This window comes from Cobetia sp. MM1IDA2H-1, assembly GCF_002916775.2.
GTDB classification, from domain to species: domain Bacteria; phylum Pseudomonadota; class Gammaproteobacteria; order Pseudomonadales; family Halomonadaceae; genus Cobetia; species Cobetia marina.
In genome coordinates this window covers 726,900-749,333 of the sequence record NZ_CM133225.1, presented here as the reverse complement: position 1 = coordinate 749,333, position 22,434 = coordinate 726,900, and the positions used below count along the sequence as shown (strand labels likewise).

Here is a 22,434-nt window from a genome sequence, read left to right as displayed (position 1 = left end):
CAGAAAGGCGGCAGCGAAGACTGCAGGAGTGAGACATCATCAGCGCAGAATCACGTCATTCTGACGAGAGGCAGGCGGGATCTCGAACGATCGGCTGGCAAGAGGGGGAGATACGGGATGTGATATTGGCTCCTCGAACAGGACTCGAACCTGTGACCCAATGATTAACAGTCATTTGCTCTACCAACTGAGCTATCGAGGAACAACGAAATATCGATCGATATCAGGGCGATATCGAAGCTGACGATGAGATTCTCATCTACCAGCGTCATTTCCGGCATTGGCAGGAAGCCTGGGATTGGCTCCTCGAACAGGACTCGAACCTGTGACCCAATGATTAACAGTCATTTGCTCTACCAACTGAGCTATCGAGGAACGACCGGAAATCCATCTGTCAGCGACATCATCATGGATGCTGTCAGACTGACATTTCAAGCATGCTGCGTGTGCTATTGGCTCCTCGAACAGGACTCGAACCTGTGACCCAATGATTAACAGTCATTTGCTCTACCAACTGAGCTATCGAGGAACAACCTTGAACACGCGACGAATTATACGGAAATACTCAATGGCGTCAACCACCTTCGGGCATTCAACCTACCGCAGAACTCGCTCGATTCCTTCTGCCGAATCCACCTCCGAAAGCGCACATGGCGACATCCAGATGTGACAAGGCCCGCACGGATGCAGGCCTTGGAATCACTGGTGGCTACACCCTGATTTGAACAGGGGACCCCATCATTATGAGTGATGTGCTCTAACCAGCTGAGCTATGTAGCCACACGACGAGGCGTATATTGCAGGTCAGGCTGCTGAATTGCAAGCACTTTTTTGCAATTGCCCATCAAAGTGAGTCAACGGGATGCTCAGATGCCCAGCGAGGCCTTGACGGCAGGCAGGCCAGGTTCTCCCTGGGTGGTCTCGACACCTTCAAGCCATGCCTTCAGCACGCTGGGGTTCTGCTTGAGCCAGTCTGCTGCTGCCTCATCCGGATCGGCACCCTCATCCATGATCTCGCCCATGATCTGATTTTCCATCTCCAGGCTGAACTCGAGATTGGCCAGCAGCGCACCGACATTGGAACACGCCTCACTATATCCCGCGCGGGTATTGGTGTAGACCGTCGCTCCGCCCAGGTTCGGCCCGAAGTAGTCATCCGCGCCTTCCAGATATCCCATCTCGAAGCGAGTGTTCATGGGGTGCGGCTCCCAGCCGAGGAAGACGACCCACTCCTTGGCCGCGATCTTCGACTTCACTTCCGCCAGCATGCCGGCTTCGGAAGAATCGATCATCTCGAAGGCGCCCAGACCGAAGGCATCGTCATCGATCATGTCGGCGATGATCATGTTGCCATCATTGCCTGCCTCGATGCCGTAGATGCGCCCATCGAACTTCTCGAGGTTGTCGGCAAGATCCGCCACCGAGGTCACGCCGGCATCCAGCACGTACTGGGGCACCGCCAGGGTGTACTTGGCCCCTTGCAGATTCGCACGCGGTCGCTCTACCTGCCCCTTGTCGATATAGGGGTCACTGATGGAAGCCATCGACGGCATCCAGTTCCCCAGGAAGACATCGAAGTCATCGTTCTTCATGCCGGCATAGGCGATCGGCACGGAGATCGTGTCGGAGGTCGTCTCGTACCCCAAACCTTCCAGGACACTGCGCGTCAGCGCCGTGGTGGCAGTGATGTCCGTCCACCCCACCTCAGCGAAGCGCACCGTACTGCACTCCTCTGATACCTCGGCGTGCGCCTGGGGTGCCAGCAGCATCCCCATGGCCAGTCCCAGCGGCAATGCGGCAAAACCTGATGATGATTTCATGCTTGTCCCTTCTCTTTGTTATATGAGCAGTACATGTCCGTCAATCACACGTGTCATTGATCCCCACCCGGCCCGGCGACAAGTGACAGCCCGCGGGAGGCGCCACTCATGACACGCTCTCATCACGACAAGCTCCCATGCTGTCGTTGAGAAGCTGCCTGTCTCTGACGAGCTGCCGGGCCAGACGTACGAGGCACCTCGTGAGCACCTTCACAGCCCTTGCTAGGACGCCTTGTGCCCTCTGGCGTTCTCTATAGTTCTACCAAGCCTGGCTTTCAATAACCACGAATTATGCAACTTGACGCATCACCTTTCTGTCTCTACACTTTTTATTAATTGAACGTTCAATAAAACTCGAGTCACGACAAGATCGAGCCGAATCCCGATTGAACGCCGGATTCAGCAATGCGGTGACAACCGCGTATCCTTGGCGTCTACCAGTACCAAGATTACGCGAGTTTCACCGATACGCCACCTGACGGGAGAGCAAGCTGATGCCGAAAGTGGGAATGGAGCCCATTCGTCGCCGCCAATTGATTCTGGCCACCATGCAAGCCATCGATGAGGCAGGACTGGCCGACGCCACCGTTGCACGGATCGCACGGCATGCGGGCGTCTCCGCCGGCATCATCAGTCACTACTTCGGCGGCAAGGATGGCCTGATGGAGGCCACGATGCGCCAGATCCTCACCGACCTGCGCAGAGCCGTCAGTGAGCGACGCGCCGAGATCGCCTCGAACGACGTCCGCAGTCACCTGCACGCCGTGATCGATGGCAACTTCGATCGCAGCCAGGTCAGTCAGAGCGTCTCCAAGACCTGGTTGGCCTTCTGGGCCTCCAGCATGCACCGCACACCGCTGGAGCGCCTGCAGAAGGTCAATGACCGTCGTCTGGTCTCCAATCTGTCGGCCATCTTCCGTCGCGTGATGCCGCTGGTGGAGGCACGCGATGCGGCGGCAGGGCTCGCCGCCTTGATCGACGGCCTGTGGTTGCGTGGCGCGCTGGACCCCGAGGGACTGGACGTCGAGCGAGCCCGGCGTCTGGCCTATGAATATGTGGAATACCAGCTGGCGCAACACGCCGCTGACGTCTCCACGCCAGCAGCAGATGCACAAGCGTCTGACATGACGCACCCGGTGCCTGCCGAGCATGCCTGAGCGCAACAGCCTCCCCCGCTCGGACGCTTGAACCCACCGGTACTCTACGACTCTCCACCTTTTCTGATCCCTGAACAGGAGCGCAAGCATGGCCAACAGCAACGCAAGCTTCCCGACCCAGACCCTGTACATCAATGGTCGTCGCGTTGACGCGACCTCTGGCGAAACCTTCGAGACCGTCAACCCGGCCACCGGCGACGTCATCGCCCAGGTACAGCAGGCCAGTGGCGCGGACGTGGATGCCGCCGTCGAAAGCGCCCTGCAGGGCCAGAAGGTGTGGGCCGCGATGAGCGGCATGGAGCGTTCGCGCATCCTGCGTCGCGCCGTCGACCTGCTGCGCGAGCGCAATGACGAGCTGGCACTGCTCGAGACATTGGACACCGGCAAGCCGCTGTCCGAGACCGAAGTGGTCGACATCGTCACCGGTGCCGATGCACTGGAATACTATGCAGGCCTCGCGCCGGCCATCGAAGGCACCCAGGTGCCGCTGCGCCAGGAAGCCTTCGTCTACACCCGCAAGGAACCGCTGGGTGTCATCGGTGCCATCGGTGCCTGGAACTACCCGATCCAGATCGCCTGCTGGAAGTCTGCCCCGGCACTCGCCGCCGGCAACGCCATGGTCTTCAAGCCCAGCGAAGTCACGCCGCTGAGCGCACTGAAGCTTGCCGAGATCTTCACCGAAGCCGGCCTGCCGGACGGCGTGTTCAACGTCGTGCAGGGCGATGCCCGCGTCGGCGTGATGCTCACCGAGCACCCGGATATCGCCAAGATCTCCTTCACCGGCGAAGCCGGCACCGGCAAGAAGGTCATGTCCGCGTCCGCCTCTTCCAGCCTCAAGGAAGTCACCATGGAGCTGGGCGGCAAGTCCCCGCTGCTGGTGTTCGCGGATTCCGACCTCGACCGTGCTGCCGACGGCGCCATGATGGCCAACTTCTACAGCTCCGGTCAGGTGTGCACCAACGGCACCCGCGTCTTCGTCGAAGCCAGCGTCAAGGACGCCTTCGAGGCCAAGATCGTCGAGCGCGTCGCACGTATCAAGGCCGGTGACCCGCAGGATCACGCCACCACCTTCGGTCCGCTGGTCAGCTTCGAGCACCTGGAAAAGGTCGTCTCCTACCTGGAGATCGCCAAGCAGGACGGCGCACGTCTGCTGGTCGGCGGCGAGCGCATGAGCGAAGGCGACTTCGCCAAGGGCGCCTGGGTCGCGCCGACCGTCTACACCGACTGCAGCGATGACATGCGCATCGTGCAGGAAGAGATCTTCGGTCCGGTGATGTCCATCCTGTCCTTCGACAGTGAAGAGGAAGTCATCCGCCGCGCCAACGACACCACCTATGGCCTGGCGGCTGGCCTGTTCACCGAGAACCTGAACCGCGCGCACCGCGTGATCCACCAGCTCGAAGCCGGCATCTGCTGGGTCAACACCTGGGGCGAGTCCCCGTCCGAGATGCCGGTCGGCGGCTACAAGCAGTCAGGCATCGGTCGCGAGAATGGTGTCGAGACGCTGTCCCACTACACTCAGACCAAGTCCGTGCTGATCGAGATGGGGCCGTTCGAGTCCGCCTTCTGAGCCACCAGAGGCCATGAGGCCTGAATCGACGACAGCAGCATCGTCTGGCGCAGGATGCGGGATCAGGACACTTGATCCACTGATCCGCTGCAGTGAGTTGATGCACTGAAGATAGCGCCAGATGCCCCACCCGCCGGCATGACGACCCCTCGTCGTGCCGGCCAGCACGCCACGCCACTCATGACTTCGGCGCTGGCAGTGCACGAATCCCGACGAGTCGCTGACAGTGATGGCATACCACTTGCCATGCGCTGCCCCGACGGCTCCTCACAGACACATCACCGTATCCATCCGCCCGGCAGTGGCCACCCCTCGTCGTCGACGGGGCGTCCTGCGCCCGCATGTGGCATCTGATACGAAAGGAGATTTCATGAGCCAATTCGAGCGTGAATACGACTACGTCATCATCGGTGCCGGCAGCGCCGGCAACGTGCTGGCCACTCGCCTCAGCGAAGACGCTGACGTCAGTGTCCTGCTGCTGGAAGCGGGCGGCCGTGACCACCGTTTCGATTTCCGTACCCAGATGCCTGCCGCACTGGCGTATCCCCTGCAGGGCCAGCGCTACAACTGGGACTTCAAGACCGACCCCGAGCCGCACATGAACAATCGCCGCATGGAATGTGGCCGCGGCAAGGGACTGGGAGGCTCCTCGTTGATCAATGGCATGTGCTACATCCGTGGCAATGCGCTGGATTACGACAACTGGGCCAAGGATCCCATCCTGGCTGACTGGAACTATCGTGAGTGCCTGCCCTACTTCCGCAAGTGCGAGACGCGCGATATCGGCCCCAACGACTACCACGGCGGCGATGGGCCGGTCTCGGTCACGACTCCCAAGGAAGGCAACAACGAGCTCTATCACGCCTTCATCGCGGCAGGCATCGAGGCGGGCTATCCGGCCACCGAAGACGTCAACGGCTATCAGCAGGAAGGCTTCGGCCCGATGGACCGCTTCGTGACCAAGGAAGGCCGTCGCGCCTCCACCGCCCGCGGCTATCTGGATACCGCCAAGAAGCGCGCCAACGTGACCATCGAGACGCGCGCCACCACCGATGTCATCCTGTTCGAGGGCAAGACAGCGGTCGGCGTGAAATATGAGCGCAAGGGACAGGACCACCGCGTACGCGCACGCAAGGAAGTGCTGCTGTGTGCTGGCGCCATCGCCTCGCCGCAGATCCTTCAGCGCTCCGGCGTCGGCAACCGTGAGCACCTCGAGCCGCTGGGCGTGAAGATGGTGCACCACCTGCCGGGTGTGGGGGAGAACCTGCAGGATCACCTCGAGCTCTACATCCAGTACGAGTGCACCAAGCCGATCTCGCTCTACCCGTCCCTCAAGTGGTACAACCAGCCGCCCATCGGCCTGGAGTGGATGCTCAAGGGGACTGGTGTGGGTGCCAGCAACCAGTTCGAGGCTGCCGGCTTCATTCGCAGCGATGCCAACGAGGCCTGGCCGAACCTGCAGTATCACTTCCTGCCGATCGCGATCAGCTACAACGGCAAGAGTGCGGTGCAGGGCCACGGCTTCCAGGCACACGTCGGTTCCATGCGCTCCCAGAGCAAGGGCCGTGTCCGACTGACCTCACTGGACCCCAAGGCCGCGCCCTCGATCTTCTTCAACTACATGGCCGAGGAGCGTGACTGGGAAGAGTTCCGCGCCGCCATTCGCCTGACTCGCGAGATCATCGCTCAGCCGGCACTGGACGATTACCGTGGCCGCGAACTGGCGCCGGGCGCTGATGTCCAGACGGACGAGCAGCTCGACGAGTACGTACGCAATCATGCCGAGACGGCCTACCACCCGTGCGGCAGCTGTCGCATGGGCAGTGACGCGACCTCCGTGGTCGATGGTGCCGGTCGCGTGCATGGTCTCGACAACCTGCGCGTCGTGGACGCCTCGCTGTTCCCGGTCATCCCCACCGGCAACCTGAACGCACCGACGATCATGCTGGCGGAGAAGATGGCCGACAAGATTCGGGGCCGTGCTCCGCTGCCGCCGTCCGACGCCGACTACTTCGTGGTCGAGCCGGGCACACCGGCCAAGCAGCCCGCCAAGCGCCAGATCGATTCCGCGCCGATCAACGGCTGATCCCGCGCGATCAACGTAAGCCTCCGTTATGCTGACGGCAGGCATGGAAGCACCATCGATCGTTCGAGGCCCCGCACTGCGGGGCCTTTTTTATGTCTGGCATGTCTCGCTTCCAGGCCATCACTTCCGTCGTGGCAGCCCACCTCCCCGTTTCTCCCCCCCGCTCGCATCGCCTCATCCCACCCGCATCGCTTCATCCCGCCCGCACCGCCTCATCCCGTCTCATGGCATCAGCAGCTCCGATGCCGTCCCGACCGGGGCCAGTGCATCTCCCTGTACCCAAGGCCCCTTTCGCTGCCCATGCGCCTTGTACAGCCACCATTGCTTTCTCCGCGACGTCTCTCCCATCGCTTCACCTTTCGTGCCTTCGACCTTGGGTGGACTGGCGGAGTGAGTCGAGTTGGGATAGGCTGACAATAATTCAAACAACTGTTCTAAACGCATGGCTGCTATGCTGAAGAGGAAGGCCATTCGCTAGAGCTCCCGCAACGCAACCTGGAGATCCTGCCATGACGCAGCTCATCCTCATCCTCGTCGCCCTTGCCGGTCTGCTGACCGTCATGGCACGTGAATCCGGTGCACTGGCCGCCATCGGCGTGCTGGCGGTCACCGGCCTCATCGGCTTGGGCATCAACACCCCGGTGCTTGGTGTCCTGCTGTTGATCGGCGCGGCACTGGTCGCCGTCTGCGGCCTGCCGGCGCTGCGCACCAAGTGGCTCAGCCCGCGGCTGTTCGCGATGTTCAAGAAGGTGTCGCCCAAGGTCTCGGCGACCGAGAAGGTAGCCCTGGAAGCCGGTACCGTGTTCTGGGACGCCGAATTGTTCTCCGGCAAGCCGCAATGGGACACCCTGACCGCACAGCGCAATGAGGGCATCTCCAGCGAGGAGCAGGCCTTCATCGATACGCAGTGCTCCATCGCCTGTGGCATGACCAACAGCTGGGAAATCGCTCGCGAGCGTGCGGATCTTCCCGAGGAACTGTGGGAATTTCTCAAGCGCGAGAAGTTCTTCGGCATGATCATTCCCAAGCAGTACGGCGGCCTCGGCTTCTCGGCCAAGGCGCAGTCACTGGTACTGCAGAAGTTGGCGGTCAACGAGACGCTGATGGTCACCGTCGGCGTGCCCAACTCCCTCGGCCCGGGTGAGCTGCTGCTCAAGTACGGCAGCGAGGAACAGAAGGATTATTACCTGCCGCGCCTGGCGGATGGCCGCGAGATCCCCTGCTTCGGCCTGACCGGCCCGCGTGCCGGCAGTGACGCGACCTCCATTCCGGACACCGGTATCGTGTGCCGCGGCATGCATGACGGCGAGGAAGTCGTCGGTATCCGCCTCAACTTCGAGAAGCGCTGGATCACCCTGGCGCCGGTCGCCACCGTGGTCGGCCTGGCCTTCCGCATGTTCGACCCCGAGCACCTGCTGGGTGACGTGGAAGACATCGGCATCACCTGCGCCCTGATTCCGCGTGAGACCGACGGCATGGACATCGGCCGTCGCCATCACCCGATCGGCGCACCGTTCATGAATGGTCCGATCTTCGGCAAGGACGTCTTCATCCCGCTCAGCTACCTGATCGGTGGCGAGCAGATGGCCGGCCAGGGCTGGAAGATGCTGGTCGAGTGTCTGTCGGTGGGTCGCTGCATCACCCTGCCGTCCGGCTCCGCGGGCATCTCTCGCTACGCACTGGGCTGGAGCGCCGGTTTCGCGCGCATTCGCCGCCAGTTCAACCTGCCGGTGGCCGAGATGGAAGGCGTGCAGGAGCCGCTGGCTCGCATGGCCGCGATGAACTACATCAGCCAGGCCGCCGTACTGCATACCGCCAACATGATCGACAACGGCCACAAGCCGGCCGTGCCCTCCGCCATCCTCAAGAGTCAGCTGACCGAGATGGCCCGCACGCTGCTGACTGATGGCATGGATATCCACGGCGGACGCGGCGTGACGCTCGGCCCGCGCAACTACATCGGCGTGGCATATGCCGGCACCCCGGTCTCGATCACGGTGGAAGGCGCCAACATCATGACCCGCAACCTGATGATCTTCGGTCAGGGGGCCATCCGCTGCCATCCGTACGTGCTGGAAGAGCTGGCCGCCAAGGATGCCGATGACCTGAACGCCTTCGACAAGGCCTTCTTCCGCCATGCAGGCCTCATCTTCGGCAACGCGGCCCGCGCCTTCAGCCAGAGCTTCGGCATCGGCGGCAAGACCACCGGCTTCGACGCCGTCGCCACGCCTTATGCCAACCACATCAACCGCTTCAGCGCCGCCTTCTCGCTGTCCGCCGATGCGGCCATGGCCAGCCTCGGCTCCAGCCTCAAGGCACGCGAGATGCTGTCGGCTCGTCTGGGTGACGTGCTCTCCAACCTCTACCTGGCGTCCCTGACGCTCAAGCAGTGGCACGAATCGGACGCCTGTGAGCACGAGGAAGCGCTGTTCCACTACAGCATGCAATGGTTGCTGCATCGCACCGAGAAGGCACTCGACGAACTGCTCGCCAACCTGCCCAACCGTGCCCTGGCCACGACATTGCGCGTCGTCACGCTGCCGCGTGGTCGTCAGTTCGCCATGCCCAGGGACAGCCTGACCCGCGAGATCGCACGTGCCGTCTCCACCGACAGTGCACTGCGTACCAAGCTGACCGACAACACCTGGGACGCTCAGGACGAAGGCCAGAAGGACAATGCCCTCGCCCGCTACAACGCGCTGCTCAAGGATTACCCGCGTGCGGAGCCGATCTACAAGACGCTGGCCAAGGCCTATCACAAGGGCGAGATCCCGGCCGATGCCCTGTCACCGGAAGCGCGCATCGAAGCGGCGGTCGAGGCCGGTATCCTGTCCGCTGAGGATGGCGACTTCATGCGCGTCTTCGAAGCCGAGGTACTCGACATGCTGACCGTCGACCACTTCGATTTCGATGCCTTCGTGCGCAAGCCGATGGCGAGTGACGGCACAGCCTCCAACCCACAGCAGGACGCCGCCTGATCACCGGCCGACGCCCGCGTGAGCGATGCAAGACCTGATCGCTGATCGCAGAACCAAAAAGGCCCCGCTCAGTGAGCGGGGCCTTTTTATTGGCAGGAGGCGCCATGCTTCGCGTCATCTCGATCTCAGATATGACGCGCGAAGTGCTCAAGATCACGCACGAAGGCGTTCTTGTAGGTCTCGAAGTCCTTCGGGCGCGCCTTGAAGGTGCGCTTGATGCGCTCGCGATCCAGACGCAGCGGCTCGTCCAGCGCCGCGAGAGTGCCGACACGCGCCGCCGGATTCATGCCGACCAGCTCACGCGGGCGATCGCCTTCGGCCTCGGCCTCCAGCCAGTCGTTGATCCCGGCGCGACGCAGCACGCTGACCAGCGAGCCGTCGGTGAGACGCACCTGCAGACGACCATGATCCGCCAGCTGTGACACCAGCGCGATGCCGTGGTCATGGCCACGATGGACCGGCGGCGTCGCCCACAGGGCAAGATTCAGCCCGCGCGCATTCTCGTCGAGCACCAACAGGGCGGCGGAGTGGATGCGCTCGGCATCGTCCACCAGCGCGAACAGGCGAGCGGTCTCGTTCTCGAACCAGACACCTCGGACACCGGCATAGCTCACCAGCGCATCCAGTCCCCCCTCGCGGCCATGCACTTCGGCACACAGCATCGCCAGACACGCATCGCGCCGGGCACCGGCACTCACTTCCACCACTTTCATCGCATTCTCCGCCACAGGCATTTTCAGCGCGCAAGACTAGCACACTCGCCGGATGATCGCCTGATCCACCGCGCCCCGTGCAGGGCCGACGGTAGTTACCCGCACATGAACATCCAACCGTCATAAAGTTGTAAGGAAAGCCTTCTAGAGTCGTCTACGCTTTTCGGACGATCATCATAAGAACAAAAAAATGTTCGCTTGATCGTTCGCCATCGATCGACAGCAGTCAGCCTGCGCGACTCCCACAAGGCTGACCAGGGACCCTCTCAGGAGCTCGACCATGCGCCGCCCTACCCATCACGCAATGCTCAACACCCGTGGCACCCGTCATCTTGCCAGCCTCGCGCTGGCAGTCGGTTTCGCGACCGCTTCCGCCAGTGCCTTGGCCGCCACCGAAGTCGAGTGGTGGCACGCCATGGGGGGCGGACTTGGCAAGAAAGTCGACGAGATCGCGGCCGACTTCAATGCAAGTCAGGATGAATTCGTCGTCAAGCCGGTCTTCAAGGGCAACTACTCCGAGACCATGACGTCCGCCATTGCCGCCTTCCGGGCCGGCAAGGGCCCGGACATCGTGCAGATCTTCGAGGTCGGCACCGCCACCATGATGAGCGCCAAGGGTGCCATCATGCCGGTCCATCAGCTGATGGCGGACTATGCACCGTCAGAAGGCGCGAGTTTCGATCCGAAGGCCTACCTGTCTTCCGTCACCGGCTACTACACCGACACCGAAGGCAAGATGCTGTCGATGCCGTTCAACTCCTCCACCCCGGTCACCTATTACAACAAGGACATGCTGGCCAAGGCCGGTGTCGAATCCGTGCCGGCCACCTGGCAGGAGCTGGGTGATGCCCTCAAGAAGGTCGTCGATTCCGGCGCGGGCAGCTGTGGCCTGACGACCACCTGGCCGTCCTGGGTGATGCTGGAGAACTTCTCGGCACGCAATGACGTGCCCTTCGCCAGCCAGGCCAATGGCTTCGCCGGCACCGATACCCGCCTTGAATTCAACAAGACCGCCGTGGTCGACCACATCCAGCGCCTCGACGACTGGCAGGCCGACAAGCGCTTCGTGTTCGGCGGTCGCTTCGATGACGCGGCGCCGAAGTTCTACTCCGGTGAGTGCGCGATGATGATGGGCTCCTCCGCCAGCTATGCCGGCGTCAAGGAAAGCGCCAAGGGCTTCGAGTTCGGCGTGGCACCGCTGCCCTACGACAGCGACGCGATCGAGACGCCGCAGAATTCCATCATCGGCGGCGCGTCACTGTGGGTGCTGTCCGGCCACAGCGATGAGGAATACCAGGGCGTCGCCAAGTTCTTCCAGTACCTCTCCAGGCCCGAAGTCCAGGCCGACTGGCACCAGTTCACCGGCTACCTGCCGATCACCACCGCCGCGGCGGAGCTGACACGTGAGCAGGGCTTCTACGCCGAGAATCCGGGCACTGACGTCGCCATCACCCAGATGACCTCCGTGACCCCGACCGAGAACTCCAAGGGCCTGCGTCTGGGCAACATGGTGCAGATACGTGACGTGATCAACGAAGAGCTCGAGAAGATCTTCGCTGGCAAGGAAAGCGTGCAGGACGGTCTCGATCAGGCTGTCGAGCGCGGCAACAAGCTGCTGGAGAAGTTCGAGCGCGCCAACGGCTGAACACCGCCACACCATGGTGGGCCGCCTGGGCGGCCCACCATGCCTGGATGCCAGAGAGCGGAAAGCGCACCCGATACCGGTGCCCTTTCCCTTCTCTCCCGGCTTGATGGCGCATGGTTGGCCGAATCCGCGCCGACCATGCGCACACGACTGACGTGATCAGTCCCTCTTCCTTGCGAGACCTCAGCTGCATGGCCCATTTCAATCGACATCCCTTCACGCCGTGGATCCTGCTGGCCCCCCAGCTGATCATCGTCGGCGTGTTCTTCTTCTGGCCGGCCCTCCAGGCCATCGAACAGGCTTTCTATATCGAGGATGCCTTCGGGCTTTCACGTGAATTTGCCGGACTTGCCAACTTCCTCGCGGTCCTCGGCGAAGCGGAATATCTGGAGACCCTGTGGACGACGGTCTACTTCTCGTTTGCCGTCGCCTTCGGCGCCATGGCACTCGCCCTTGGGCTGGCCGTGCTGGCAGACCGCGTGCTGCGTGGCGCCAGCACCTACAAGACCTTCCTCATCTGGCCCTATGCCGTCGCGCCTGCCGTGGCCGGCGTCCTGTGGCTGTTCCTGTTCGACCCGACGCTCGGCATCCTGCCGGAACTGCTGTCCGCCATCGGCATCGACTGGAATCACAACCTCAACGGCAATCAGGCCATGCTGCTGGTGGTACTGGCCTCGATCTGGAAACAGATGAGCTACAACTTCGTGTTCTTCCTCGCAGGTCTCCAGGCGATCCCCAAGAGCCTGCTGGAAGCGGCCGCCATGGATCGCGCCGGCCCCTGGCGACGTTTCTGGACCATCACCTTCCCGCTGCTCTCCCCGACCAGTTTCTTTCTGCTGGTGATGAACGTGGTCTACGCCTTCTTCGAGACCTTCGGCACCATCGATGCCACCACCTCGGGTGGTCCGGGCGGCTCGACGCGCACCCTGGTCTACAAGGTGTATGAAGACGGTTTCGTCGGTCAGGATCTGGGGTCGAGTGCCGCCCAGTCGGTGTTGTTGATGGTCATCGTCGGCGTGCTGACGCTGATCCAGTTCAAGTATGTCGAGAAGAAGGTGCAGTACTGATGCGCTACAACCGTCCCGGGCTTGATATCGCAAGCCATGCGCTCTTGATCGTCGGCTGCGCGCTGTTCTTCCTGCCGGTGTGGATCGCCTTCAGCGCCAGCACCCACGAGATGGGCGACCTCTACTCCAACGTCGCCCCCATCTGGATAGGCGAGGCAGGATTCGACAACTACCGCCACCTGCTGGAAGACCCCGTCAGCAGTCTCGGCGCCGACGTGATGACCCTGCTGTTCAATTCGATGCTGATGGCACTGGGCATCGCCATCGGCAAGATCATCATCTCGGTACTGGCGGCCTATGCGATCGTGTTCTTCGAGTTCCGCTTCCGCAAGCTGTGCTTCTGGCTGATCTTCATCACCCTGATGTTGCCGGTGGAGGTGCGCATCCTGCCGACCTTCAAGGTGGTGGCCGACCTCAACATGCTGGACAGCTATGCAGGCCTGATCCTGCCGCTGATCGCCAGCGCTACCGCGACCTTCCTGCTGCGCCAGTTTTATCTGACCATCCCGGCCGAACTGGTCGAGGCGGCACGCATCGATGGCGCCGGGCCGTGGCGCTTCCTCAAGGACATCCTGCTGCCGCTGTCGAAGACCAACATCGCGGCACTGTTCGTGATCATGTTCATCTACGGCTGGAATCAGTACCTGTGGCCGCTGCTGATCACCACGGATGCCGACTACCTGACCATCGTCGTCAGCCTCAAGCGCATGCTGACCACCGGCGACGGCCTGGTGCCGTGGCAGGACGTCACCGCCACCACGCTGCTGGCCATGGGGCCGCCGGTGCTGGTGATCCTGTTCATGCAGCGCTACTTCATCAAGGGGCTGGTGGACAGCGAGAAGTGACCTCCTCTCGCCCCGGCACCTCGTGATTCGCGCCCATTTTACCTGACGCCTTGCGCCCGGCCACCTGATTCCGTTCCGCCGTGATGGGCCGCTCTCACGCCTGTCACGGCACCGCTTTGGATATTCATCTCATGGCAACACTGACACTCAAGCAGCTCAAGAAGCAGTACCCCAATGGCTACCAGGCCCTGCACGGCATCGACCTGGAGTTCGGTGAGGGCGAGCTGATCGTCATCGTCGGCCCTTCCGGGTGCGGCAAGTCCACCCTGCTGCGCACCCTGGCGGGGCTCGAGGATATCTCCGAAGGCGATCTGGAGATCAACGGCAAGCGCGTCAATGACCTGGAGCCCGCCGAGCGCGATATCGCGATGGTGTTCCAGAACTATGCGCTCTACCCGCACATGAGCGTGTTCGACAACATGGCCTACGGCCTCAGGAACCGTCGCACGCCCAAGGACGAGATCCAGCGTCGCGTCAGCGAGGCCGCCGAACTGCTGGGTCTGACCGAACTGCTCGACCGTCGTCCCAAGCAGCTCTCCGGCGGTCAGCGTCAGCGTGTCGCCATGGGGCGCGCCATCGTGCGCAAGCCGCAGGTATTCCTGTTCGATGAGCCACTCTCGAATCTCGATGCCAAGCTGCGCGTGCAGATGCGCCTCGAGATCCGCCGCCTGCAAAAACGCCTCAAGGTCACCTCCGTCTATGTCACCCATGACCAGACCGAGGCCATGACCCTGGCAGACCGCCTGGTGGTGATGAATGGCGGCCACGTCGAACAGTTCGGCACGCCGATGGCGCTCTATGACCGACCCGCCAGCCAGTTCGTCGCCGGCTTCATCGGCTCGCCTGCCATGAACTTCCTGAGCGCCACCCGTACGGAGGCAGGCCTCTCGCTGCCCTGCGGCGCGCGCCTGGCATTGCGACCGGCGGCCAGAGAACACGAGGCGACTCCCATGGACGCCGCACTGACGTTGGGCATCCGCCCGGAACATCTCGAGGTTCTGCAGCCGGACAGCCCGCTGCCACCGGGTGCCGCGGAGCTTGTGGCCCGCATCGAGCTGGTCGAGCCACTGGGCGCGGACACCCTGGCGTACTGCCGACTGGACGGCCAGGCGGAGCCGCTGGTGGTGAGACTGGACGGCGAGCATGCCGTCGCCGAGGAGCAATGCCTGCGCCTGGCCATTCCGCCTGCACGCGCGCATCTGTTCGGTGCGGATGGCAAGCGCCTGACAACTCACGAGTGATGGAGCACCTGGCCTGCGCACGAGTCGCCACAGCGAAACCTGCAGCAGGACCTGGAGCGGAACCTGTCGCGAAAGGCACATGCACACAAAAGTGATTGCCCCCGTAGCGTCATCATCGGATGGTAACAAGGACACGCCGGGTGCTCGTCCTGACGCGTCGAGCCTGACACCATCCACCAACGAGGTTCATCGATGTCATCATCTTTCTCCCACGGCACATCACTTGCATTGCCAATGACCATCGCTCACCGCGGGTTGTCCGCCTATGCGCCGGAAAACACGCTCAGCGCCATTCGCGCCGCCCACGAGGCCGGCCACCAATGGGTGGAGCTGGATGTCCAGCTGCTCAAGGATGGCACTCCTGTCATCTGGCACGATGCCAGCGTCAATCGTTGCTCCGATGGGCGTGGGCGGCTGAGAAACCTGGATCTGGCAGCGGCCCGGGCGCTGGATGTGGGCAGCTGGTTCAGTGCCCGCTTTGCCGGGGAACGCATGGCGACACTCGAGGAAGCCCTGGCATTGATCGCCTCGCTGGGCATGGGGCTCAATCTCGAGCTCAAGCTGAGTCCGGGGCACGACACTCGAGCACTGGTCGAGAAAGTCGTGCCCCTGGCGGTCGAGGCGCTGCCCGTCGGGCGACTGATTCTCTCGTCATTCGACCCGCAAGCCCTGCGCATGAGCCGGGAACGTGACGGCAAGGTGATGATCGGGCTGCTCTACGACGCCATTCCCGATGACTGGGAGGCATTGGCCGAGGACGTGCAGGCAGTCACCGTACATGCGGACTGGCGTGCACTGACACGTGTCGCGGCAAGTCGCGTCACGGCCACCCAGCGCAAGCTGCTCTGCTACACGCCCAACGATGCCGCGGCCTTCTCCCCTCGCTGGGCCTGGGGGGTCAGTGCCGTCATCAGCGATGACCCCGGTATCTTCTCCGAGCAGGACCTTGCGCAATCTCCCTGTACCGAACGCACCTTGTCGTGAGATCGCCATGAGCCAGTCACTGGAGACATTGAGCCCGCGCCAACTGCGCATTCTCGAGCGCCTGGCGCGGGACGGCCAATTGAGCGTCGAGCCGCTGGCCGTGGACTTCGAGGTCACACCGCAGACCATACGCCGCGATCTCGGCGTGCTGTGTGATCTCGGACTGGCGCGACGGCGTCATGGCGGCATCGAACGTCCGCTGGGTGGACACAATCTGGGCCACACCCAGCGCAGCATGCTGGCAAGACCGGCCAAGCAGGCCATGGCGGCCCAGGTCGTCGCCGAGATACCCGATGGCGCCTCGCTGGCACTGGGAATCGGCACCAGCGTGGTGGCTGTCGCCGAGGCACTGATCGCCCGGCGCGGCCTGCGCGTGATCACCAACAACCTGCAGGTGGCACAAGCGCTTTCCAGCCACCCGGATGTCAGCGTGCAGCTTGCCGAGGGCCAGCTTCGCTCTCGGGATCTCGATGTGGTCGGCAGCGCCACCGTGGCCTTCTTCACCCGACATCAGGTGGACATCGCCGTGCTGGGATGTGGCGGGCTGGATGCCGAGGGGCTGCTGGATTTCGACCCTGAAGAGGCCGCCGTCAGTCGCGCCCTGCTCAGGCATGCCAGACGCCGCATCCTGGTCACCGATGCCAGCAAGTGGGGGCGTGCCGCCATGTGCCGGATCGGCCCGCTCACCGATATCGATCTGCTGATCACCGACAGCCCCCCACACGCCAGCGAGCACCAGATGGCGTTGACCGAGGCGGAGGCTCACTCACTGCAGGTGATGTACCGCCAATGAATCACCCAGCCCCCGCCCCTGTGGCCCACCGCTCACGAGGATGATCGGAATCACCATGCAAGCCTTCGCTCACTGCCCAGCCACCACCCTGTCCGGCATTCGCTACCTGCTGACCGACATCGATGACACCCTCACCCGGGAAGGGCGACTCAATGCCTCGACATTGGCGGCACTCGAGCGTCTGGAAGCAGCCGGCATCAAGGTCATTCCGGTCACGGGCGGCTGTGCCGGCTGGTGCGATCATATCGCCAGGGCCTGGCCAGTGGCCGCCGTGATCGGGGAGAACGGCGCCTTCGCCTTTCAGCGCCAGGGGCAGCGGATACTCACGACCTGGTGGGAGGACGAAGCACGCCTGCGCGCGCGTCAACGCCATGTGATGACGGTGGCGCGCCAGCTGCTGCTCAATCACCCCCAGGCCGCGCTGGCCCAGGACCAGCCCTTCCGCTACGCGGATGTCGCGGTGGACCACTGTCAGGCCGTCAGCCCGCTGTCGCAGGCACAGATCCACGCCATCATCGCCGGCTTCACGGCCGCCGGCATTCAGGCGCGTGCCAGCTCCATCCATATCAATGCCTGGCAGGGTGACTTCGATAAGGCACGCATGGCCGTGCGTGTCCTGACCGAGACCTTCGGACTGGACCGCATGCAACTGGAACAGGAGGTGATGTACGTCGGCGATGCTCCCAATGACGCGCCGATGTTCGCTACCTTCCGGCATACCGTGGGCGTCGCCAATATCCTCAAGCATCGTGCAGCGCTGGGCTGGGAGCCCGCCTGGCTGACCCGCCACGGTCATGGCGCCGGGGTCGAGGAAATCGCCGATGCCCTGCTCGGGTCACATGCGGCCATCGACAGCGGACACTGAGACTGCCGAGCGGCTGCACTGGTCGTACTGAGCCTGTCAGACCGAGTCCTTCGAGCTGAGCCCGTCGAACTGTGCCCGTCGGACTGAGCTCACCAAGCTTGACCTGGTGACATAAAAAAGCCCGCCTCGGCATACCGAGACGGGCTTTTGTTATCTTCAAGATAACAATGTCAACAAAGAACAGACTGCCTACTGTGGAAAGAACAGCCCACGCAAGCCTTCACCTGGGTCTTCGAAGCGCATGAAGGCCTCGCCCACCAGGAAGCCGTGGACACCACGGTCACGCATCTTCGCCACATTTTCACGGGTGTGGATACCTGATTCGGTCACGACGCGCACTCCCGATGGCATGTCGGTCAACAGGTCCAGCGTCGTCTCCAGTGAGGTCTCGAAGCTACGCAGATCACGGTTGTTGATTCCGACCAGCTCGATCCCCAGCGCCAGCGCACGCTTGAGCTCATCGCCATCATGCACCTCGACCAGCACATCCATGCCCAGCTCTCGTGCCTGATCATGCAGAGCACTCAGGCGTGCATCGTCCAGTGCCGCGACGATCAGCAGAATACAGTCGGCACCGATGGCACGCGCCTCGAGCACCTGATAGGGATGAATGATGAAGTCCTTGCGGATCACCGGGATCGAGACGGCGTCGCGCGCCTCGATCATGAAGTCCTCATGCCCCTGGAAGAAGTCGGCATCGGTCAGCACCGACAGGCAGGCAGCGCCGGCCTGCTCATATGCCACGGCGATCTCGGCCGGCGCGAAGTCTTCACGAATCACGCCCTTGGAGGGAGAGGCCTTCTTCACCTCGGCGATGATGGCCGGCTCACCGCGATCGATCCGAGATGTCAGCGCCTTGATGAAACCACGCGGCGCGCTCTGCTTCTCGATCAGCGCCTGAAGATCCGCCTCGCCCACCGCCGCACTGCGCTCGGCGATCTCCTCTTCCTTGCGCGCCAGAATTCTGGCCAGGATGGTCGGCAGCGCCTTGTCAGTCGTCTGTTGCTCGGTACTCATCAGCGGGTCGCTCCTTCATCATTGACCTGGGCGTAGACACGGGTGAAATCGGCAAGCTCCTTCATCTTCTCGAAGGGCAGCTTGCTGGCCTGCACGTCCTCGGCAATATTGACGCCTTCCTTGAGACTGTCTGCGATACCGGCCACGTACAGGGCCGCGCCGGCATTGAGCGCCACGATATCGCTGGCCGGCCCCTCGTCTCCGCGCAGCGCCTGCTGCACCAGCTTCAAGCTGTCGGCAGACGTCGCGACTGCCAGCGAATCCAGCGACTGGCGCGCGATACCGAAGTCTTCCGGCGCGATGCGGTATTCGCGGATCTCGCCATCCTTGAGCTCATTGACCAGGGTCGGCGCCGCCAGCGAGATCTCGTCCAGACCGTCATCGCTGTGCACCACCAGCACATGCTCGGCCCCGAGACGCTTGAGCACCTCGGCCATCAGCGGCACCAGCGCGGGGTCATACACGCCGAGCACCTGACGGGTAGCGCCAGCCGGATTGGTCAGCGGACCCAGGATGTTGAACATGGTGCGCACCCCCATCTCGCGACGCGGACCGATCACATGCTTCATGGCAGCATGATGATTGGGCGCGAACATGAAGCCGACCCCGATATCATCGATGCAGCGCGCGACCTGTTCGGCATTCAGTGCCAGATGGATGCCAGCCGATTCGAGCAGATCCGCACTGCCGGACGACGAGGAGACACTGCGGTTGCCATGCTTGGCCACATGCCCACCGGCCGCTGCCACGACGAAACTTGCGGCAGTGGAGACATTGAACAGATTGGCCCCATCTCCGCCGGTACCCACGATGTCCACCGCATCGGTGGCGCGCACCGTGACTCGCGCCATCAATTCACGCATCACCTGCGCGGCAGCGGCCAGCTCATCGACCGTCTCGCCTTTCATCGACAGGGCCATCAACAGTGCCCCTATCTGCGCCTGGGTTGCCTCGCCGGTCATGATGGCCGTCATGACCGCATGAGTGTCGTCGTAGCTCAGGTGCTGGCGGCGCATCACGGCGCCAATCGCCTCACGCATCTGCATGTTGTGTCTCCGCAGACGCCAGCCTCGGCGGCTGACGCATGAAAATGAAATATGACTCTTGCGATCTGCATCCGCTCAAGCGGCTTTCTCGACCTCGCCGCGACGCAGGAAGTTAGCCAGAAGCTCATGACCCTGCAATGTGAGGATCGACTCGGGGTGGAACTGCACACCCTCGACATCCAGCTCGCGGTGGCGCAGCCCCATGATCAGCTGCGGGGTGACATCGTCATCTCCCGTCCAGCTGGTGACGACAAGACACTCAGGCAGGCTGTCGCGCTCGACGACCAGCGAGTGATAACGCGTGACTTCCAGCGGCTCGGCCAACGCGGCGAAGACGCCACTGTTGTCGTGATGGACGGCGGAGGTCTTGCCATGCATCACCTGAGGGGCACGCACCACCTTGCCACCGTAGACCTGACCGATGGCCTGATGGCCGAGACAGACCCCCAGGATCGGCAGCTTGCCGGCAAAGTGACGGATGACGTCCAGGGTAATCCCGGCCTCATTGGGCGTGCACGGCCCCGGCCCCAGCACCAGATGCGTGGCACCGAGCGCCTCGATCTGCTCGAGCGTGATGGCGTCATTGCGCACGGTCAGCACTTCGGCCCCAAGCTCGCTCAGATACTGGACGATGTTGTAGGTGAAGCTGTCAAAGTTGTCGATCATCAGCACGCGTGGCGCGCTGGCGTCCTGCGAAGTGAATGCCTGCATGGTCAGTGTCCATTCTCGGGAGCGGATCCGTGCCGTGATTCACCGGCCTGCCCGCCCTCCTTTGGTGTCGTTCCCGCCGTCCAGCAACAAAAATGCCGCCCTGGTCGGCGGCATTCTTCTGGTCGTACGTCCTCGAACTTCAGACATGCGAAAGCCGCCCCGTTTTCAGGAGCGCCACCACTGCTGGCTGAGGTCGTGCGGGTTACGTAGCGTCATGGGTCAATAGTGCGTTGAGCCGTTGGGAGTGTCAATCACATGCGACATTGCAGGGAGCGGCCCCGCAAGGCCGCCGGGCCACTCCCTGTCGTGCATGGCGCGGCATTCAGTCCAGGTTGTCCAGGCCACGCTCCGCCATCGCCACGGCACGGAACAGCGCACGCCCCTTGTTGAGGGTCTCGTCCCACTCGGACTGCGGGACGGAATCCGCGACCACCCCGGCACCGGCCTGGACGTGAAGCACCTGATCCTTGAGCACGGCGGTACGGATCGCGATCGCGGTATCCATGTTGCCGTGCCAGGAGAGATAGCCCACCGCACCCGAGTAGATGCCACGCTTGACCGGCTCCAGCTCGTCGATGATCTCCATGGCGCGAATCTTCGGCGCGCCGGACAGCGTGCCCGCCGGGAAGGTGGCACGCAGCACGTCCATCGGCCCCAGCCCTTCCTTCAGCTTGCCGGTGACGTTGGAGACGATGTGCATGACGTGGGAGTAGCGTTCCACCACCATCTGGTCCGTCACCTTGACGCTACCGGTCTGACTGATGCGCCCGGCATCGTTGCGGCCCAGGTCGATCAGCATCAGGTGCTCGGCGATTTCCTTGGGGTCCGAGAGCAGATCCTTCTCGAGCGCCAGATCCTCCTCTTCGGTGGCACCGCGTACGCGCGTCCCGGCAATGGGACGCACCGCGACTTCACCATCCTCGAGACGCGAGAGAATCTCGGGCGACGAGCCGATGACGTGATGGTCATCCAGATTGAAGAAGAACATGTACGGCGAGGGATTCAGACTGCGCAGCGCACGATAGAGATCCAACGGCGCGGCACGGTAGGGAATCGACATGCGCTGGGACGGCACGCACTGCATGACATCACCGGCCAGCACGTATTCCTTGATTTTCTCGACCGCGCCCTTGAAGCCTTCCTCGGTGAAGCCGGAAGTGAAATCGGTCTCCTGGACCGGATCACCGCCGGTGCCGGGGCTGACGGTATTCAGCGTGGCGCTGCGCAGCTGGATCTCGAGGCGCTCGAGACGCTCGCAGGCTGCCTCGAAGGCATTGGGTGTCTCGGGGTCGGCATGGGTCAGCAACGTCAGGCGGCCAGAGAGATTGTCGAAGATCACCAGCTCGTCGGCCACCATCAACAGGATATCCGGCACGCCCAGCGGGTCCGGCTTCTCGACGCCCCGCAGGCGCGGTTCGATGTAGCGCACGGTGTCATAGCCGAAGTAGCCGACCAGCCCGCCATTGAAGCGCGGTGCGCCCTCGATGACCGGCACCCGGAAGCGCGTCTGGAACTGCTCGATCCACTCGAGCGGATCTTCCACCTCGGTCATGCCGGTCTGCTCGCCATTGACCAGATGCGCCACGACCTGACCACGCACCTCGATGCGCTCACGGCACGGCAAGCCGATGATCGAATAGCGCCCCCACTTCTCGCCGCCCTGCACGGACTCCAGCAGGAAGGTCCACGGCATGTCAGCCAGCTTGAGATAGGTGGACAGCGGTGTGTCGAGGTCCGCCAGCACGTCACGAGTAACGGGAATGCGGTTGTAGCCTGCCTCGGCCAGTTCAGCGAAGTGTTGTGGGGTCATCATGACCTGCAGTTCCTTCCACGGAGGGGGCGTTGCCGGTACGCGACCGGCTTGTCTGGCGTCAGTCTATCATCGCGTGCCGGTGG

Annotated in this window: 18 protein-coding genes and 4 tRNA genes; 11 read left to right on the top strand and 11 right to left on the bottom strand. The window is 62.9% G+C overall.

Annotated features, from left to right (window positions below):
- Positions 1-126: 126 nt before the first annotated feature.
- From BOH68_RS03185 to BOH68_RS03165, 5 genes are all read right to left on the bottom strand, one after another.
- Positions 127-202 (bottom strand) — tRNA-Asn (locus tag BOH68_RS03185).
- Positions 203-299: 97 nt separating this feature from the next.
- Positions 300-375 (bottom strand) — tRNA-Asn (locus tag BOH68_RS03180).
- A 78-nt stretch (positions 376-453) separates the two neighbouring features.
- A tRNA-Asn gene (locus tag BOH68_RS03175) sits at positions 454-529 on the bottom strand.
- A gap of 174 nt (positions 530-703) precedes the next feature.
- Positions 704-780 (bottom strand) — tRNA-Met (locus tag BOH68_RS03170).
- Between the two features lie 86 nt (positions 781-866).
- Positions 867-1,820: a choline ABC transporter substrate-binding protein gene (locus BOH68_RS03165; RefSeq protein ID WP_077371462.1), complete on the bottom strand. Its 954-nt coding sequence runs from the start codon at positions 1,818-1,820 to the stop codon at positions 867-869.
- 494 nt (positions 1,821-2,314) lie between these two features.
- Between BOH68_RS03165 and betI the strand changes: the two genes are divergently transcribed.
- The 3 genes from betI (at position 2,315) to betA (ending at position 6,633) form a co-directional block, all read left to right on the top strand.
- Entirely contained in the window at positions 2,315-2,977 is a 663-nt protein-coding gene (gene betI, locus BOH68_RS03160; protein WP_077371460.1) for a transcriptional regulator BetI, read from the top strand.
- Positions 2,978-3,065: 88 nt separating this feature from the next.
- Positions 3,066-4,547, top strand: coding sequence for a betaine-aldehyde dehydrogenase (gene betB / locus BOH68_RS03155; protein WP_077371457.1), 1,482 nt, complete (start codon positions 3,066-3,068; stop codon positions 4,545-4,547).
- A gap of 370 nt (positions 4,548-4,917) precedes the next feature.
- On the top strand, positions 4,918-6,633 hold the full coding sequence (gene betA / locus BOH68_RS03150) for a choline dehydrogenase (protein WP_077371454.1): 1,716 nt from the start codon (positions 4,918-4,920) through the stop codon (positions 6,631-6,633).
- Between the two features lie 222 nt (positions 6,634-6,855).
- On the opposite strand, the gene BOH68_RS03145 is transcribed toward betA, so the two are convergent.
- Positions 6,856-7,104 carry a hypothetical protein gene (locus BOH68_RS03145; protein WP_077371451.1) on the bottom strand — a complete coding sequence of 83 codons (249 nt, stop codon included), beginning with the start codon at positions 7,102-7,104 and terminating at the stop codon, positions 6,856-6,858.
- Between the two features lie 38 nt (positions 7,105-7,142).
- Between BOH68_RS03145 and BOH68_RS03140 the strand changes: the two genes are divergently transcribed.
- Complete coding sequence (locus BOH68_RS03140; protein ID WP_077371448.1) at positions 7,143-9,611, top strand: acyl-CoA dehydrogenase; 2,469 nt, start codon at positions 7,143-7,145, stop codon at positions 9,609-9,611.
- A 125-nt stretch (positions 9,612-9,736) separates the two neighbouring features.
- Here BOH68_RS03140 and BOH68_RS03135 read toward each other — a convergent pair whose 3' ends face one another.
- Entirely contained in the window at positions 9,737-10,324 is a 588-nt protein-coding gene (locus tag BOH68_RS03135; RefSeq protein ID WP_077371445.1) for a hypothetical protein, read from the bottom strand.
- A 280-nt stretch (positions 10,325-10,604) separates the two neighbouring features.
- Here BOH68_RS03135 and ugpB point away from each other — a divergent pair, with 280 nt between their 5' ends.
- From ugpB to BOH68_RS03100, 7 genes are all read left to right on the top strand, one after another.
- Entirely contained in the window at positions 10,605-11,969 is a 1,365-nt protein-coding gene (ugpB, locus tag BOH68_RS03130; protein ID WP_373996113.1) for a sn-glycerol-3-phosphate ABC transporter substrate-binding protein UgpB, read from the top strand.
- A gap of 191 nt (positions 11,970-12,160) precedes the next feature.
- Complete coding sequence (ugpA, locus tag BOH68_RS03125; RefSeq protein ID WP_077371440.1) at positions 12,161-13,036, top strand: sn-glycerol-3-phosphate ABC transporter permease UgpA; 876 nt, start codon at positions 12,161-12,163, stop codon at positions 13,034-13,036.
- Entirely contained in the window at positions 13,036-13,881 is an 846-nt protein-coding gene (gene ugpE, locus BOH68_RS03120) for a sn-glycerol-3-phosphate ABC transporter permease UgpE (RefSeq protein ID WP_077371437.1), read from the top strand. The genes ugpA and ugpE overlap by 1 nt, the downstream gene beginning before the upstream one ends.
- Positions 13,882-14,012: 131 nt before the next feature.
- Positions 14,013-15,122, top strand: a complete 1,110-nt coding sequence (locus tag BOH68_RS03115; RefSeq protein ID WP_077371434.1) for a sn-glycerol-3-phosphate import ATP-binding protein UgpC — start codon at positions 14,013-14,015, stop codon at positions 15,120-15,122.
- A 192-nt stretch (positions 15,123-15,314) separates the two neighbouring features.
- A complete protein-coding gene (locus BOH68_RS03110; protein ID WP_077371431.1) occupies positions 15,315-16,106 on the top strand; it encodes a glycerophosphoryl diester phosphodiesterase in 792 nt (263 codons plus the stop codon).
- A 7-nt stretch (positions 16,107-16,113) separates the two neighbouring features.
- Complete coding sequence (locus tag BOH68_RS03105) at positions 16,114-16,899, top strand: DeoR/GlpR family DNA-binding transcription regulator (protein ID WP_170877338.1); 786 nt, start codon at positions 16,114-16,116, stop codon at positions 16,897-16,899.
- A gap of 55 nt (positions 16,900-16,954) precedes the next feature.
- Positions 16,955-17,764: an HAD-IIB family hydrolase gene (locus BOH68_RS03100; protein ID WP_077373084.1), complete on the top strand. Its 810-nt coding sequence runs from the start codon at positions 16,955-16,957 to the stop codon at positions 17,762-17,764.
- 189 nt (positions 17,765-17,953) lie between these two features.
- Here BOH68_RS03100 and trpC read toward each other — a convergent pair whose 3' ends face one another.
- The 4 genes from trpC to trpE all read right to left on the bottom strand — a co-directional run bounded on the left by trpC (position 17,954) and on the right by trpE (position 22,348).
- On the bottom strand, positions 17,954-18,781 hold the full coding sequence (trpC, locus tag BOH68_RS03095; protein ID WP_077371425.1) for an indole-3-glycerol phosphate synthase TrpC: 828 nt from the start codon (positions 18,779-18,781) through the stop codon (positions 17,954-17,956).
- Entirely contained in the window at positions 18,781-19,827 is a 1,047-nt protein-coding gene (gene trpD, locus BOH68_RS03090) for an anthranilate phosphoribosyltransferase (RefSeq protein WP_077371422.1), read from the bottom strand. The genes trpC and trpD overlap by 1 nt, the downstream gene beginning before the upstream one ends.
- Before the next feature lie 75 nt (positions 19,828-19,902).
- Positions 19,903-20,538, bottom strand: coding sequence for an anthranilate synthase component II (locus tag BOH68_RS03085; RefSeq protein WP_077371419.1), 636 nt, complete (start codon positions 20,536-20,538; stop codon positions 19,903-19,905).
- A 322-nt stretch (positions 20,539-20,860) separates the two neighbouring features.
- On the bottom strand, positions 20,861-22,348 hold the full coding sequence (trpE, locus tag BOH68_RS03080; RefSeq protein WP_077373081.1) for an anthranilate synthase component I: 1,488 nt from the start codon (positions 22,346-22,348) through the stop codon (positions 20,861-20,863).
- Positions 22,349-22,434: the final 86 nt, after the last annotated feature.

Coding starts and splice junctions, on each gene's coding strand:
- BOH68_RS03165 (WP_077371462.1), bottom strand. CDS start 1,820: ATGAAATCATCATCAGGTTTTGCCGCATTGCCGCTGGGACTGGCCATG.
- betI (WP_077371460.1), top strand. CDS start 2,315: ATGCCGAAAGTGGGAATGGAGCCCATTCGTCGCCGCCAATTGATTCTG.
- ugpB (WP_373996113.1), top strand. CDS start 10,605: ATGCGCCGCCCTACCCATCACGCAATGCTCAACACCCGTGGCACCCGT.
- trpE (WP_077373081.1), bottom strand. CDS start 22,348: ATGACCCCACAACACTTCGCTGAACTGGCCGAGGCAGGCTACAACCGC.
- ugpA (WP_077371440.1), top strand. CDS start 12,161: ATGGCCCATTTCAATCGACATCCCTTCACGCCGTGGATCCTGCTGGCC.
- ugpE (WP_077371437.1), top strand. CDS start 13,036: ATGCGCTACAACCGTCCCGGGCTTGATATCGCAAGCCATGCGCTCTTG.
- BOH68_RS03110 (WP_077371431.1), top strand. CDS start 15,315: ATGTCATCATCTTTCTCCCACGGCACATCACTTGCATTGCCAATGACC.
- BOH68_RS03085 (WP_077371419.1), bottom strand. CDS start 20,538: ATGCAGGCATTCACTTCGCAGGACGCCAGCGCGCCACGCGTGCTGATG.
- BOH68_RS03145 (WP_077371451.1), bottom strand. CDS start 7,104: ATGGCCTTCCTCTTCAGCATAGCAGCCATGCGTTTAGAACAGTTGTTT.
- trpC (WP_077371425.1), bottom strand. CDS start 18,781: ATGAGTACCGAGCAACAGACGACTGACAAGGCGCTGCCGACCATCCTG.
- BOH68_RS03115 (WP_077371434.1), top strand. CDS start 14,013: ATGGCAACACTGACACTCAAGCAGCTCAAGAAGCAGTACCCCAATGGC.
- betA (WP_077371454.1), top strand. CDS start 4,918: ATGAGCCAATTCGAGCGTGAATACGACTACGTCATCATCGGTGCCGGC.
- BOH68_RS03105 (WP_170877338.1), top strand. CDS start 16,114: ATGAGCCAGTCACTGGAGACATTGAGCCCGCGCCAACTGCGCATTCTC.
- BOH68_RS03135 (WP_077371445.1), bottom strand. CDS start 10,324: ATGAAAGTGGTGGAAGTGAGTGCCGGTGCCCGGCGCGATGCGTGTCTG.
- trpD (WP_077371422.1), bottom strand. CDS start 19,827: ATGCAGATGCGTGAGGCGATTGGCGCCGTGATGCGCCGCCAGCACCTG.
- BOH68_RS03100 (WP_077373084.1), top strand. CDS start 16,955: ATGCAAGCCTTCGCTCACTGCCCAGCCACCACCCTGTCCGGCATTCGC.
- BOH68_RS03140 (WP_077371448.1), top strand. CDS start 7,143: ATGACGCAGCTCATCCTCATCCTCGTCGCCCTTGCCGGTCTGCTGACC.
- betB (WP_077371457.1), top strand. CDS start 3,066: ATGGCCAACAGCAACGCAAGCTTCCCGACCCAGACCCTGTACATCAAT.